This window comes from Paroceanicella profunda, from assembly GCF_005887635.2.
Lineage (GTDB): Bacteria > Pseudomonadota > Alphaproteobacteria > Rhodobacterales > Rhodobacteraceae > Paroceanicella > Paroceanicella profunda.
The window spans coordinates 2,532,494-2,547,190 of sequence record NZ_CP040818.1 but is presented as its reverse complement, the minus strand read 5'-3'; the positions used below and the strand labels follow the sequence as shown (position 1 = coordinate 2,547,190).

Sequence of the window (14,697 nt, the reverse complement as noted above, 5' to 3'; positions counted from 1 at the left end):
GAGGCCCGGCCCGCGGTGCCGGGTTCACCTCGTCATCACGTCATTGTCACGGCACGGACCAAGGGCAACGCCCCCGGCACGGGCACGGGGCCGGGAAGCGCTCCCCGGCCCGGGAAGGGTTCAGGCACCGGACTTCATGTCGGCGATCAGCTTGTCGACATCGTTGCCGCGCTTGTCGAGCATGCCGCCGACGATCTCACGCTCGGAGGTCACGAGGGAGATCCCCTCCACCACGATGTTCGAGATCTTCAGGCTGCCGCCCCGGTCGGAGATGCCCCAGTCGACCATCGCCTTCTGGCCGTTGGCAAGGTTGGCCTGGCTGCTCACCACCACGCCGCGCTCACCGTAGTCCTGGGTGCGGACGATCTCCATCCGGGTCTGCGAGAACTCGTTGAAGCGCGGCGCGTACTTGCGCGCCACATAGTCCTGGAACGCCTCGGTATAGGCCGCCTGCTGCTCCGGGCTCAGCTCGCGCCAGCGCGGCCCGAGGGTGGAGCGCGCCACCGCGTCCATCGACATGTACTGCGCCAGCATGCCGCGGAACTCGGCCGCCTGCCGGGACACGTCGCTGGTGGAATTGGCGATGTCGAGCAGCTTGCCGACAACGGTCTCGACGAGGTCGCGCGCCTGCGCGTCGGTCACGGTCGCGAGAGCCGGCCGGCCGAGGCCCATCACGGCCAGCAGGCCGAAGGCGCACGCACCGCCGAGCAATCCGCGACGGGACATCGGGGCGATCTGCGGAAGGTCGGACATGGAAACCCTTTCCAAAGCTGGTCTGTAGGTGCTGCGGCGCCGGGAGCCGGCCTCACTCATCCCCGTAGATGTCGGGAAGGGCCGCATCGGACGCTGCATCATCCCCGCTCAACTGGCGGCGACGCAGCTGCACATAGGACGTTTTCAGCGCAAGGTAAGAGTCCTCGCTGTTATAGAGCACCTCGTTGAGCAGGTCGTCGGACTGCACGCGCCTGTCCAGCGTGTTGGCGGCGTAGAGACCGAGGGTGATGTAGGTGAAGGTCTGCCCCTCGACCAGAATCGCCGGGTCGATCACCCAGTCCACGCCCCAGCCGATCGCGTCACGCGTGGTGCGCGGTCCGATGAACGGCAATTCGAGATAGACCCCCTCGCCCACGCCCCAGGTGTAGAGCGTCTCGCCGAAATCGGTCGGGTCCGCGGGCAGGCCGAACTCCGTCGCGGGGTCCAGCAGGCCGGCGGCGCCGAACACGGTGTTGAAGCCGAAGCGCCCGGCAGTGATCGCCGCCGCCTCGAAGTCGCCCTGCATCAGGTGGTTCGCCGCATCCACCGGCAGCTGCAGGTGATTGGCCTCGTTGGTGACAAGGAACCGCACCAGGTCCGGGGTGACCGTGTCATAGGCCTCCGCCGCCGGGCGCAGGATGTAGCGGTCCATGCCCTTGTTGAACTCGTGGATGTCCCGATTCGTCGATTCGTACGGATCAGCGATCAGTCCCGCCTGCTGAGGCTGGTCCGTTCCGGCGCACCCGGCGAGAAACACCCCGGTCGCGGCTGCGAGAAGCGCGCCACGCGCCCGGGCCAAGCAAAACGTAATCTTCATAATGAGCCTCAGTTGGGGCCGGGACCGGCCTCTGCTGGCCGAACCATAGGGGAATGCAGGAGGATCGTCAAAATACTTGCGCAATTGCACGCAATTTTCCTGATGTCCCCCGCACGGATCTTCCCGCACTCTTAACCGCCTGAATGTGACATTGCACATAGTCGCCAGGCGGGACGATTTGCGAACCTGCCGCTGCGTGCTATAGCCGGTCCGGGCAGCTATGATGTGCACCTCGCACGGCCACCGGCAGGACTGGTTCCGCAAGACTGGACGTTGTAATTCGAGGGGGACGCATTCGCATGGCGACGGTCAAGAAATTCAAGGACGGCAGGGCCGAGCTCCGGGCGGCGCTGGCCGGCAGCAAGCGGCTCTTCCTCGCCATCGGCGTGTTCAGCTTCTTCGTCAATCTGCTGATGCTGACCGGCCCGCTCTACATGCTGCAGGTCTATGACCGGGTGCTCACCAGCCGCTCGGAGGCGACGCTGATCGCCCTCACGGTGCTGGTCATCCTGCTCTACGCCCTCTCCGGCGCGCTGGACTATGCCCGCGCCCGCATCCTGGCCCGCATCGGCGCGCGCTTCCAGACCCGGCTGGACCGGCGGGTCTTCGAGGCGGTGCTGCGCCGCTCCATCGCCCCCACCGAGCGCACGCGCCCGGCCAGCGGCCTGCGCGACCTGGAGGCCATCCAGCGGCTGATGTCCTCGCCCGCGCCCTTCGCGGCCTTCGACATTCCCTGGACGCCGGTGTTCATCGCCATGCTGTTCCTGTTCCACTGGGTGCTGGGCGTCGCCGCCCTGCTGGGCGGCGCGGTGATCGTCTCGCTCACCTTCCTCAACCAGTACCTGTCCCGCCGGCCGCTGATGGCCGCGAACGCGGCCTCCGCCGAGAGCGAGGCCTTCGCCGAAAACCTGCGCCGCGAGAGCGAACTGGTTCACGGCATGGGCATGCGCGAGGCCGGCCTGCAGCGCTGGAAGACCCGCCGGGAAGCCTCGCTGGAGGCCACCATCACCGCCTCGGACACCTCCGGCACGATCTCCAACATCTCCAAGTCCTTCCGCTACTTCATGCAGTCGCTCATGCTCGGGCTCGGCGCCTTCCTGGTGCTGGCGGGCGAGATGTCGGGCGGCATGATGATCGCGGGGTCCATCCTGCTCGGCCGCGCCCTCGCGCCCATCGAGCAGTCCATCGCGCAATGGTCGGTGATCCAGCGCGCCCGCCAGGGCTGGACGCAGCTCTCCGAACTGCTGGAGAAGACCCCCGAGGAGCCGGAGCGCACCGAGCTGCCCCGCCCCCGCGCGCTGATGACCGGCGAGCAGATCACCGTGGTCCCCCCCGGAGACAAGGCGGCGACGCTGCGCATGGTCTCCTTCCGCATCGAACCCGGCCAGGCGATGGGGGTGATCGGGCCGTCCGGCTCCGGCAAGTCCACGCTGGCGCGGGTGATCACCGGCATCTGGCGCCCGGCCTCGGGCACGGTGCGGCTCGATGGCGCCGCGCTGGAGCACTACTCGAACGAGGCGCTCGGCCAGCACATCGGCTACCTGCCCCAGGACGTGGCCCTGTTCGATGCCACCGTGGCGGAGAACATCGCCCGCCTCTCCCTCGCCCCCGACCCGCAGAAGGTGGTGGAGGCGGCGCGCAAGGCCGGCGCGCACGAGATGATCCTGAAACTGCCCGAAGGCTACGACACGCGGATCGAATCCGGCGGCTCGCGGCTCTCCGGCGGCCAGCGCCAGCGGCTAGGGCTGGCCCGGGCGCTCTACGGCGATCCGGTGATGCTCGTGCTGGACGAGCCGAACTCGAACCTCGATTCGATCGGCTCCGACGCCCTGAACCGCGCCATCCAGACGATGAAGAACGACGGCCGCGCCGTGATCATCATGGCCCACCGCCCCGCGGCCATCGCCATGTGCGACACGCTGCTGCTGCTCGACGGCGGCATGCGCAAGGCCTTCGGCCCGCGCGACGAGGTGCTGCGCGAGCACCTGCGCAACTTCAACCAGGTTGCCGGCGCGATCGGCGCCGACAAGCGGCCCACATCCATCGGCGCGGAGAAGACGTCATGAGCGGCCCGACCCCGATTTCCCCCGCCCCGCGCCGGCCCGGCGCCACCCCACCCGCGCCGCCCGCCGGCGGCCCCGGCGCGCAGAAGATGCCGCCCCGGGCGCCGAAGCGCCCGGCGCCGCCCCGCCCCTCCCGGACATGGAGCGCCACGCGCCCGCTTGCCATCGGCGTCGCCGCCCTGTTCGTGCTGGTGTTCGGCTTCGGCGTCTGGGGGGCGATGGCCTCGATCTCCGGCGCGGTGATCGCCACCGGCGCCCTGCAGGTGGAAGCCGAGCGCCAGGTCATCCAGCACCCGGACGGCGGTGTGGTCGGCGAGATCCTCGTGCGGGACGGAGACGTGGTCGACGCAGGCCAGATCCTGCTGCGGCTCGACGACAAGCTGCTGCGCTCGGAACTCAACATCGTCGAGGGCCAGCTCTTCGAGATCTGGGCCCGCACCGGGCGCCTTGCCGCGGAGCGCGACCAGGCCGACACCATCACCTGGCCCGACGAGCTCGTCGAACTCGCCGCCACCCGCCCCGAGGTGCGCAAGCTGATGACCGGCCAGCAGGCCCTGTTCGAGGCCCGCCGCGACACCCGGCTGAAGCAGATCGCCGCCCTGCAGGAGCGCAAGCTGCAGACCGACCAGCAGGTGACCGGCGGCGAGGCCCAGCTCGACGCGCTGAAAACCCAGCTCTCCCTGATCCAGGAGGAGCTGGAGGACCAGATCACCCTGCAGAAGAAGGGCCTCACCCAGGCCAGCCGCGTGCTCTCCCTCCAGCGCGAGGAAGCCCGGCTGAAAGGCGAGGTCGGCGAACTGATCACCACCATCGCCCAGTCGAAGGGCCGCATCGCGGAAATCGAGATCGAGGTGCTCAGCGTCGACGACCAGGCGCGCGAGGATGCCATCACCCAGATGCGCGACCTCGAGTACCGCGAGGTGGAGCTGCGCGAGCGCCGGCTCTCCTCCACCGAGCGGCTCTCCCGGCTGGACGTGCGCGCGCCCCTCGCCGGGATCATCTACGGCAACACGGTGCACGCGCTGCATTCGGTGATTCGCGCCGCGGACCCGATCATGTACGTGATCCCCACCGGCGGCGGCCTGGTCATCTCCTCGCGCATCGAGACGATCCATATCGACGAAGTCCATGTCGGCCAGCCCGCCATCCTGCGCTTCTCCGCCTTCAACTCGCGCGAGACGCCGGAGATCACCGGCACCATCCAGCAGGTCTCGGCCGATTCCTTCACCGACGATCAGCGCGGCATCTCCTACTACGAGGCCCGCATCCGCCCCGACGATGGCGAGATCGAGAAGCTCACCGGGCGTGAGCTCATCCCCGGCATGCCCGTGGAGGCCTATATCCAGACCGGAGAGCGCAGCGCGCTGAGCTATTTCACCAAGCCGGTCATGGACTACTTCAACAAGGCCTTCCGGGAGGAGTAAGCTCCGCTGCGCCCGGGGGCCCCGCCCCCGCGCCCGGCCCCGCCCCTCCGGCGGGGCCGGACAGTCGCGACCCGGAACGGACAAGGACCCGATACATGAGCACTTTCGAAGCACGGCTGGCCGAGCTCGGCATCACGCTGCCCGACGCCCCCGCCCCCGCAGCCAACTACGTGCCCTACGTGGTCACCGGCAGCACGGTCTACATCTCCGGCCAGATCTCGCGTGACGATACCGGCCTGATCACCGGCACCCTGGGCCAGGACGTCGACGTGGACGGTGGCAAGGCCGCGGCGCGCGCCTGTGCCATCGCGCTCATCGCCCAGCTGCGCGCGGCCTGCGGCGGCGACCTCTCGCGCCTCGTCCAGGTGGTCAAGCTCACCGGTTTCGTGAACGCCGCCCCGGATTTCACCGATCACCCGGCGGTGATCAACGGCGCCTCCGACCTGATGGTCGAGGTGTTCGGAGACCGCGGCCGCCACGCCCGCGCCGCCGTCGGCTGCGTCTCGCTGCCGCTCGGCGTGGCGGTCGAGGTGGAAGGGGTGTTCCGAATCACCTGAGGGGGTCATTCTCCCCGGACATCGGGGAGGACGCGCCCTCCCTCGCCGGCGCCGGCGCCTGCCGGCACCAGACCCCCGAACCGGGAGGCCTGCCCCTCGCGGCCGGCTCCCGGCCCCTTCCCTCCTCCGGAGCCCCCCTGCATGGCCGACCTGCCGGACAGTTTCCTGACCCGCCCCATCGCCCACCGCGCCCTCCATGACCGCAGCAAGCACCGTATCGAGAATTCCCGCGCCGCCGTCTCCGCCGCCATCGCCGCCGGCTACGGCATCGAGATCGACCTGCAGCTCTCCGCCGACGGCGAGGCGATGGTGTTCCATGACGACACGCTGGACCGGCTCACCCCCGAGACCGGCCCTGTGACGCAGCGCAGCACCGCCGAGCTCACCCGCATCCCGCTCACCGACGGGGGCGAGACCATTCCGCGCTTCGCCGAGATCCTGTCGCAGGTCGCCGGCCGGGTGCCGCTGCTGGTCGAGATCAAGGACCAGACCGGCTGCCTCGGCCCGCAGACCGGGGCGCTGGAGGCCCGCGCCGCCGCGCTGCTCGGCGCCTACCAGGGCCCCGTGGCGCTGATGTCGTTCAACCCGCATGCGGTCGCCGCGCTGGCCAGGGCCGCGCCCGGGCGGCCACGCGGCCTCACCACCTGCCGCTTCACCCCCGAGGACTGGCCCGGCACCGACCAGGCGCGCTGCGACAGCCTCACCGAGATCGCGGATTTCGACCGGGTGGGCGCCTGCTTCATCTCCCATCACCACACGGACCTGGAGACCGACCCGGTGGCCCGGCTCACCGCCCGCCGGGTGCCCCTCCTGTGCTGGACGATCCGCTCGCGCGCCGAGGAACGCGCCGCGCGCCGCATTGCAGCAAACATCACCTTCGAATCCTACTCCGCCGCCATTGACCTCGCGGCCCCGGCACCCAAGTCATAGGGAATGGACGGCTCCACGAATATCGAGGTCACGGTGCTCACCGGCCTGTCGGAAATCCCGGCAGCGGAATGGGACGCCTGCGCCTGCCCCGAGACACTGGCCGGCGGACGCCCGGTCGACCCGTTCACCACGCACCGGTTCCTGCGCGCGCTGGAGGACAGCGGCTCGGTCGGCCGCCGGTCCGGCTGGCAGCCGCGCCATCTCGTGGCCCGGCACGGCGGCCGGGTGATCGGGGTGATGCCGCTCTATGCCAAGAGCCACAGCCAGGGCGAATACATCTTCGACCACAACTGGGCCCATGCCTATGAGCAGGCCGGCGGAGACTATTACCCCAAGCTGCAATCCGCCGTGCCCTTCACCCCCGCCACCGGCCGGCGCCTGCTCACCCTGCCCGGGCCGACGGAGGCCATCGCGCGCTCCGCCCTGCTGCAGGGCGCCACGCAGCTGTGCGATTCCAACGGCTTGTCCTCGCTGCACATCACCTTCTGCACCGAGGAGGAGATCGCCCCCGGCGAAGCGCAGGGCCTGCTGGCGCGCACCTCCCAGCAATACCATTGGGACAATCGCGCCTATGCCGATTTCTCCGCCTTCCTTGCCGAGCTCTCCTCGCGCAAGCGCAAGCAGATCCGCAAGGAACGCGCCACCGCCGCGCAGTTCGGCGGCACAGTGGAACTGCTCACCGGCGACGCGCTGCAGCCGCACCACTGGGACGCGTTCTGGACCTTCTACCAGGACACCGGGAACCGCAAATGGGGCCGGCCCTACCTCACCCGCAGCTTCTTCACCCAGGTGCAGGAGCACCTGCGCGACGACACGCTGCTGTTCCTCGCCAGCTGCGACGGCGAGCCGGTTGCGGGGGCGCTGAACTTCCTGGGCCGCAACACGCTCTACGGCCGCTACTGGGGCTGCTCGGAGGAGATCCCCTGCCTGCATTTCGAGCTCTGCTACTACCGCGCCATCGACTATGCCATCGAACACGGGCTCACCCGGGTGGAAGCCGGCGCGCAGGGCGATCACAAGCTGGCCCGCGGCTATCTGCCCGTGGCTACCCACTCCCTGCACTGGATCTCGAACCCCTCGTTCCGCAAGGCCGTCGCGCAGTATCTCGAGGCGGAGCGTGACGCGGTCGACCACGAGATCGAGGTGCTCACGGATTACGGACCGTTCCGGAAAGGACAGGGCGATGCCTGAGAAACTCACCAACCGCGAGACCGCCCTCGCCCCGCTGATCGAGAAGGGCTGGGCGGAGGTGGACGGCCGCGACGCCATCACCAAGACCTTCGAGTTCAGCAATTTCGTCCAGGCCTTCGGCTGGATGACCCGGGTGGCGCTCTGGGCGGAGAAGCTCAACCACCACCCGGAGTGGACCAACGTCTACAAGAGCGTCGAGGTCACCCTCTCCACCCATGACGCGGACGGGCTCACCGAACTGGACATCCGCCTCGCCGAGAAGATGGAGAGCCTCTGACCGGCCACGGGCGCCCGCGCGCGCAGGCGCCAGCCGGAGCTCAGGAGGCATGCGCGCCAGCGCTCCGCATGCCAACGGGCCCGCGGCGCCTCACGGCCATTTCGCCACCGGCGGCAGCGACATCAGCACCGCCTCGGGGTTGTGCCCGGTCTCCAGCCCGAATTTCGTACCCCGGTCATAGACGAGGTTGAACTCGGCATAGCGCCCGCGGCGGATGAGCTGCCACTCGCGCTCCGCCTCGGTCCAGGCCTCGTGCATGTGCTTTTCGGTGAGCGGCAGGAAGGCGGCGAGGAAGGCCCGGCCCACGGCCTGGGTGAAGGCGAAATCCGCCTCCCAGTCCCCCGTGCACAGGTCGTCGTAGAAGATCCCGCCCACGCCGCGCGGCTCCTTCCAGTGGCGGATCATGAAATATTCGTCCGCCCAGGCCTTGAAGCGCGGGTAATAGCCCGCGTCATGCGCCTCGCAAGCCTCGCGCAGCCGGTCATGGAAGAAAGCCGTGTCTTCCGGCACCTCCACCATCGGGTTGAGGTCGGAGCCGCCGCCGAACCACCAGGCCCCCGGTGTCCAGAACATCCTGGTGTTCATGTGCACCGCCGGGCAGCGCGGCGAGCGCATGTGCGCCACCAGGCTGATGCCGGAGGCCCAGAAGCGCGGGTCCTCCTCCAGCCCCGGCACCCCGCGGGCCGAGAGGCTGCGCTGCGCCGCCTCGCCCAGCGTGCCGTGCACGGTGGAGATGTTCACGCCCACCTTCTCGAACAGCCGGCCCTCGCGCATCACCGCCATCACGCCGCCGCCGGCGTCCGAACCGTCGGGGCTGTCGCGCCGGGTCTCGCGCAGCACGAAGCGCCCGGGCTCCAGCCCCGCGTGCGGGCCGCTGTCCTGCGCGTCCTCCAGGCGTTCGAAGGCTGCGGTGATGTCGTCACGCAGGCTCCGGAACCAGCCTGCGGCGCGGGATTTCCGCTCGGTGAAATCGTCGGTCATCATCCTCTCCTCGTCTGCCGCCGTTATGCCCGATACGCCGCCCGACACCAGCGGAACTTGCCCGGGCCCGGCAGCGGGGGCCAAACTGTCGACAAAATGCTGGACAGCCGAGGCCGAATCAGGCAACGAAAGGGCCCTGACCGCCTGCCAGGGAGGCCATTCATGCAGCCACGGATCGCACCGACATATCGATGACCGCCCGCCAGGCGCTTTCCGCGCCGCGGCCCGTCACGTCTGTCGCCCCCGGTGGCCTGCTGCCCGCATAGCGCGCCGCGCACCGGGCCCGCTTCCAGGCATCTCCCGTCTTTCTCTTCCCGCACCCGGCCCGCAGGCGCTTTCCGCCCATGTCCTGCCGTCCGCCCCGGGATACGCATCCATACCTGAGGCCCTGTCATGTTCCGGTTCTTTGAAAACCTGGTCGATCCCTTTGCCCCCTTCCCCGAGCGCACGCCTCCGGGGCGGCTCTGGCCGTTCCTGTGGTCGCACCTGCGCGGCTACCGCAAGCTGCTGATCGTGATGGCCTGCACCGGGCTGGTCGTCGCCTTCATGGAGACGGGGCTGATCTTCTATTCCGGCCGGATCTTCGACCTGATGACCGATGCGGGCCCCGACGCCTTCTGGTCCCTGCACGGGCTGGAGGTGCTGGTCGCAACGCTGTTCATCCTGTTCCTGCGCCCGATCCTGCACACGCTGAACATGGCGCTGCTGAACCAGACGCTGGCGGGAAACCTGCAGGCGGAGGCCCGCTGGCGGGCGCACAAGCACCTGCTCGGCCAGTCGGTGAGCTTCTTCCAGAACGATTTCGCCGGGCGCCTCGCGAACCGGGTGATGCAGATCGGCCCGGCGGTGGAGGATGCCTCCTTCATGGCGATGGAGGGCATCTGGTATGCCACGGCCTACGTGCTGGGCGCGCTGATGATCCTCAGCGGGATCGACTGGCGCCTCGCCCTGCCGCTCGCGGTCTGGGTGGTGCTCTACATCGGTTTCGTGCGCCGGGTGGCGCCCCGGGTGGGCGAGGCCTCGGAGCGGCTCAGCCGCGGGCGCTCGGCCGTCACCGGCCGGGTGGTCGATGCCTATACCAACATGGACACGGTGAAGCTCTTCGCCCATGGCGCGCGGGAGGAGGCCTATGCCCTCTCCGCCATGAAGCGCCTGCGGCTGCGCTTCCTGCGCTTCATGCGGCTGATGACCACCATGTCGCTGGGGCTGCAGCTGCTGAACGGCCTGCTCATCGTGGGCGTGGTGGGGCCGGGCATCTGGCTGTGGCATGCCGGAACGGTGACGGTGGGGGACGTGGCCGCCGCCTCCGCCCTCACCCTGCGCCTGAACGGCATGACCGGCTGGATCATGTGGGTGACCATCCGGCTGTTCGAACATGCCGGGGTGATCCGCGAATCGCTCGACAGCCTGAAGCAGCCCCATGGCGTGGTCGACGCTCCGGGCGCGCCGGAGCTGGCCGTTCCGCGCGGCGAGATCCGCTTCGACGCGGTGAGCCACCATTACGGCAAGGCCCGCGGCGGGCTGGACCGGGTGTCGCTCACCATCGCGCCCGGCGAGAAGATCGGGCTGGTCGGCCGCTCCGGCGCCGGCAAGTCCACCCTGGTGAACCTGCTCATGCGCTTCCATGACGTGGAGGGCGGGCGCATCGAGATCGACGGCCAGGCCATCGACGGGGTGACCCAGGACAGCCTGCGCCGCCGCATCGGCATGGTGACGCAGGACAGCTCGCTCCTGCACCGCTCCGTGCGCGAGAACATCCTCTACGGCCGGCCCGGCGCCTCCATGGAGGAGGTGATCGCCGCGGCGAAGCGGGCGGAGGCGCATGGCTTCATCACCACCCTGCGGGACCGGCAGGGGCGCAGCGGCTACGACGTGCAGGTGGGCGAACGCGGGGTGAAGCTCTCCGGCGGCCAGCGCCAGAGGATTGCATTGGCGCGCGTGATCCTGAAGGATGCTCCGGTGCTCGTGCTCGACGAGGCCACCTCGGCGCTCGATTCCGAGGTCGAGGCCGCGATCCAGGACACGCTCTACCGCGTGATGCAGGGCAAGACGGTGATCGCCATCGCCCACCGCCTGTCCACCATCGCCCAGATGGACCGCATCGTGGTGATGGATGGCGGCCACATCGCCGAACAGGGCAGCCATGCCGAGCTGCTCGCCCGCGGCGGGCTCTACGCCGGCTTCTGGGCGCGCCAGTCCGGCGGCTTCATCGGGCTGGACCCGGCCGAGGGCGTCGACGCCGCCGAGTGACCACGCCTCCGGGCCGCCCGCCCCCCGCCGGGGCGGACGGCCCCCGTTTCATACCGCCGCCCGCACCGGGGCCAGCTCCCGGCCGGACGGCCCTGGCGGGCAGGCCGGACATGCCGGGGGCCGCCCCGGAGAGTGCCGACCGTGAAGTTCTTCAGCTATTTCGAAACCCTGATCGACCCGCTGCGCCCGGTGGACGGCCCGCCCCCCGGCGGGTTCGGCGCCTTCGCGCTCTGGGCGCTGCAGGGCTCCCTGCCGGTGATCGGCATGGCGGCCTTCGTTTCCCTGCTCACCGGGGTGGCGGAGGTGGCCGCGGCCTTCGTCATCGGGGCGGTGATCGACCGGGCCTCCGCCGCGGGGCCGGAGGTGTTCTTCCGCGAGCACCTGTGGCTGGTGATCGGGGCGGGGCTGTTCTTCGCCCTGCTGCGCCCGGCGCTGGTCTCGCTCGGCGCGCTGTTCAGCTCGCTCGCCATCGCGCCCGGGCTGCTGCCGATGGTGCTCATCCGGCTCCACCGCCACACGCTGGGCCAGGCGCTCACCTTCTTCGACAATGACTTCGCCGGCCGCCTCGCCCAGAAGCAGATGCAGACGGCGAACGCCGCCACCTCCGTGGTGAACGAGACCTGCAACGCGCTCATCTTCGGGCTCGCCAGCGTGGTGGGCGCCGTGGCGATGATGGGCGGCATCGGCTGGGCCCTCGCCGCGGTGCTGCTGGCCTGGGTGCTGGCCTATGCCATGCTGATCCGCTGGTTCCTGCCGCGCATCCGCACGCGCGCGAAGGCCCGCGCCGCCGCCCGCGCCGCGCTCAGCGGCCAGGTGGTCGACACGCTGTCCAACATGGCCACGGTGAAGCTCTTCGCCCATTCCACCCGTGAGGAGGAGGCCGCGACACGGGCGGTGCACGCCTTCCGCCGCACCGCCCTCGCCTTCGGCCGGCTGGCCGGCGCCTTCCGCCTGTTGCTGATGTTCCTCGCCGGGCTGCTGCCGGTGATGCTGGTGGGCGCGGTGCTGTGGCTCTGGGCGCAGGGGGCCGCCACGGCGGGCGACATCGCCGTGGCCGGGATGATTTCCACCCGGCTGGCGCAGATGTCCGGCTGGATCTCCTTCACCGCGATGGAGATCTTCTCCAACATCGGCGAGATCGAGGACGGCATCCGCACCCTCGCCCCCGCCCACACCATCACCGACCGCCCCGGCGCCACGGACCCGGGCCGCGTGCGCGGCGCCATCGCCTTCGAGCATGTCACCTTCCGCTACGGGCGCGGCAGCTCCGAGGGCGGCGGCGGGCTGGAGGATTTCTCCCTCGCCATCGCCCCGGGCGAGAAGGTGGCCCTCGTGGGCCGCTCCGGCGCCGGGAAGTCCACCGCGCTCGCCCTCATGCTGCGGCTCTACGAGATCGAGCACGGCCGCATCACGCTGGACGGGCAGGACATCGCCGCCCTCACCCAGGACGGGCTGCGCCGGCAGATCGCCATGGTCCGGCAGGACACGTCGATGTTCAACCGCTCCGCCCTCGACAACATCCTCTACGGAGACCCGGATGCCGGGCCCGAGGCCGCGCGCCGCGCCGCCGGCCTCGCGGACGCGGACCATTTCATCCACGACCTGCGCGACCCCTCCGGCCGGGCCGGCTACGACGCCTTCCTCGGCGAACGCGGGGTGAAGCTTTCCGGCGGCCAGCGCCAGCGCATCGCGCTCGCCCGCGCCATCCTGAAGGATGCCCCGGTGCTGGTGCTGGACGAGGCCACCTCCGCGCTCGATTCCGAGACGGAAGCCTCCGTGCAGAGGGCGCTCGAAGGGCTGATGGAGGGGCGCACCGTCATCGCCATCGCCCACCGGCTCTCGACCATCGCCCACATGGACCGCATCGTGGTGATGGAGGACGGGCGCATCGCCGAACAGGGCAGCCATGCCGAACTGCTGGCGCAGGGCGGGCTCTACGCCGGCTACTGGGCCCGGCAATCGGGCGGGTTCATCGGGCTGGAGAGCGCGGAGGCGGCCGCCGAATAGGCTTTCCGCGCCCCGGGCGGGGCGGTATGATCCTCCCCCTGCCCCAAGGTGACCCGGACATGCCCGCCCTCTGCCTCGACTGCGGCTCCCGCACGACGCCCCCGCGCTGCCGCGCCTGCGGCAGCCCGCGGCTGAGCGCGCATGACGAGCTGTTCACCCTCTCCATCGCCCACCTGGACTGCGACGCCTTCTACGCCTCGGTGGAAAAGCGCGACGCGCCGGAGCTGGCGGACAAGCCGGTGATCATCGGCGGCGGCAAGCGCGGCGTGGTCTCCACCGCCTGCTACGTGGCGCGCATCCGCGGCGTGCGCTCGGCCATGCCGATGTTCAAGGCGCTCGCCCTCTGCCCGGACGCGGTGGTGATCAGGCCGCGCATCTCCTACTACGCGGAAATCTCGCGCCAGATCCGCGCGATGATGGACGATCTCACCCCGCTGGTGCAGCCGCTTTCGCTGGACGAGGCCTTCTTGGACCTCTCCGGCACCGAGGCGCTGCACCGCGCCAGCCCGGCGGAGATGATGGCCCGCCTGCTCATCCGCATCGAGCGCGAGCTGGGGCTCACCGCCTCCGTGGGCCTGTCACACAACAAGTTCCTCGCCAAGCTCGCCTCCGAGTTCGACAAGCCGCGCGGCTTCTCCGTGGTCGGCCGGGCCGAAACCCTCGCCCGCCTCGCCCCGCTGCCGGTGCGCGCCATCCTGGGCGTGGGCCCGGCCTTCGCCGCCACGTTGGAGCGCGAGGGCATCCGCACCGTGGCCGACATACGCCGTCAGGGGGCCGAGACGATGCTGCGCCGCCACGGCCAGGCCGGCCAGCGGCTGTGGCAGCTCGCCCATGGCGAGGACCGCCGGCGCGTGACCCCGCACGAGGCGGTGAAGAGCATCTCCTCCGAGACCACCTTCGAGCGCGACGAGCGCGACGCGGACATCCTGGACGGTCATCTCTGGCGCCTCGCGGAGAAAACCTCCGACCGCGCCAAGGCGAAGGACCTCGGCGGCCGCACCGTTACGCTGAAGCTCAAGCGCGCCGATTTCCGCACCATCACCCGGCGGCTGACGCTGGAGGACCCCACCCAGCTCGCCGGGCGCATCTACGCCGCCGCCGCCCCGCTTCTGGCCCGCGAGTTGGAGAATGCGCCCTTCCGGCTGATCGGCGTGGGCATCTCCGGCCTCGTCGCCGGAGCCGATGCGGACCGCTCGGACGACCTCCTGCGCCCGGACTCGGCCCGTGCCGCGGCCGTGGAACGCGCCGCCGACGCCCTGCGCGCGCGATTCGGCGACGGGGTGATTCTCAAGGGCCGCGCCCTGCGCTGACCGGACTGCCGATTTCCTGCGCGGACGCTAACTCACTTCGCCTGATTTTTCATCAGCTCACGAACGGATCACGCGTCATTTATTCGGGGGCTGAAAAAACAATTGCCCCGAGTGGATCGGAATTTTCAAATGCTTTC

12 protein-coding genes are annotated in these 14,697 nt (G+C 70.0%); 9 read left to right on the top strand and 3 right to left on the bottom strand.

The window, feature by feature from the left end; genetic code table 11:
- Positions 1-120: 120 nt before the first annotated feature.
- Positions 121-753, bottom strand: a complete 633-nt coding sequence (locus tag FDP22_RS11400) for an MlaC/ttg2D family ABC transporter substrate-binding protein (RefSeq protein WP_170317666.1) — start codon at positions 751-753, stop codon at positions 121-123.
- 52 nt (positions 754-805) lie between these two features.
- Positions 806-1,570, bottom strand: a complete 765-nt coding sequence (locus FDP22_RS11395) for an MlaA family lipoprotein (protein ID WP_170317665.1) — start codon at positions 1,568-1,570, stop codon at positions 806-808.
- Positions 1,571-1,869: 299 nt separating this feature from the next.
- On the opposite strand from FDP22_RS11395, the gene FDP22_RS11390 reads away from it, so the two are divergent.
- The 6 genes from FDP22_RS11390 to FDP22_RS11365 all read left to right on the top strand — a co-directional run bounded on the left by FDP22_RS11390 (position 1,870) and on the right by FDP22_RS11365 (position 8,012).
- Positions 1,870-3,636 (top strand): type I secretion system permease/ATPase, encoded by a 1,767-nt coding sequence (locus tag FDP22_RS11390; RefSeq protein WP_138573039.1) that lies wholly within the window; start codon positions 1,870-1,872, stop codon positions 3,634-3,636.
- A complete protein-coding gene (locus tag FDP22_RS11385; RefSeq protein WP_239031756.1) occupies positions 3,633-5,057 on the top strand; it encodes an HlyD family type I secretion periplasmic adaptor subunit in 1,425 nt (474 codons plus the stop codon). Before FDP22_RS11390 ends, FDP22_RS11385 begins: the two co-directional genes overlap by 4 nt.
- 95 nt (positions 5,058-5,152) lie before the next feature.
- Complete coding sequence (locus FDP22_RS11380; RefSeq protein WP_138573037.1) at positions 5,153-5,614, top strand: RidA family protein; 462 nt, start codon at positions 5,153-5,155, stop codon at positions 5,612-5,614.
- A 141-nt stretch (positions 5,615-5,755) separates the two neighbouring features.
- The gene (locus FDP22_RS11375) at positions 5,756-6,544 is read left to right on the top strand and encodes a glycerophosphodiester phosphodiesterase family protein (RefSeq protein WP_138573035.1); all 789 of its coding nucleotides are present in this window, start codon (positions 5,756-5,758) and stop codon (positions 6,542-6,544) included.
- A gap of 3 nt (positions 6,545-6,547) precedes the next feature.
- Entirely contained in the window at positions 6,548-7,735 is a 1,188-nt protein-coding gene (locus FDP22_RS11370; protein WP_138573033.1) for a GNAT family N-acetyltransferase, read from the top strand.
- Positions 7,728-8,012 carry a 4a-hydroxytetrahydrobiopterin dehydratase gene (locus FDP22_RS11365; protein ID WP_138573031.1) on the top strand — a complete coding sequence of 95 codons (285 nt, stop codon included), beginning with the start codon at positions 7,728-7,730 and terminating at the stop codon, positions 8,010-8,012. Before FDP22_RS11370 ends, FDP22_RS11365 begins: the two co-directional genes overlap by 8 nt.
- A gap of 90 nt (positions 8,013-8,102) precedes the next feature.
- On the opposite strand, the gene hemF is transcribed toward FDP22_RS11365, so the two are convergent.
- On the bottom strand, positions 8,103-8,993 hold the full coding sequence (hemF, locus tag FDP22_RS11360; protein ID WP_138573029.1) for an oxygen-dependent coproporphyrinogen oxidase: 891 nt from the start codon (positions 8,991-8,993) through the stop codon (positions 8,103-8,105).
- A gap of 393 nt (positions 8,994-9,386) precedes the next feature.
- Here hemF and FDP22_RS11355 point away from each other — a divergent pair, with 393 nt between their 5' ends.
- From FDP22_RS11355 to FDP22_RS11345, 3 genes are all read left to right on the top strand, one after another.
- Positions 9,387-11,243 (top strand): ABC transporter ATP-binding protein, encoded by a 1,857-nt coding sequence (locus FDP22_RS11355; protein WP_138573027.1) that lies wholly within the window; start codon positions 9,387-9,389, stop codon positions 11,241-11,243.
- 141 nt (positions 11,244-11,384) lie between these two features.
- Positions 11,385-13,250, top strand: a complete 1,866-nt coding sequence (locus FDP22_RS11350) for an ABC transporter ATP-binding protein (protein WP_239031755.1) — start codon at positions 11,385-11,387, stop codon at positions 13,248-13,250.
- A gap of 59 nt (positions 13,251-13,309) precedes the next feature.
- Positions 13,310-14,560 carry a DNA polymerase IV gene (locus FDP22_RS11345; protein ID WP_138573025.1) on the top strand — a complete coding sequence of 417 codons (1,251 nt, stop codon included), beginning with the start codon at positions 13,310-13,312 and terminating at the stop codon, positions 14,558-14,560.
- Positions 14,561-14,697: the final 137 nt, after the last annotated feature.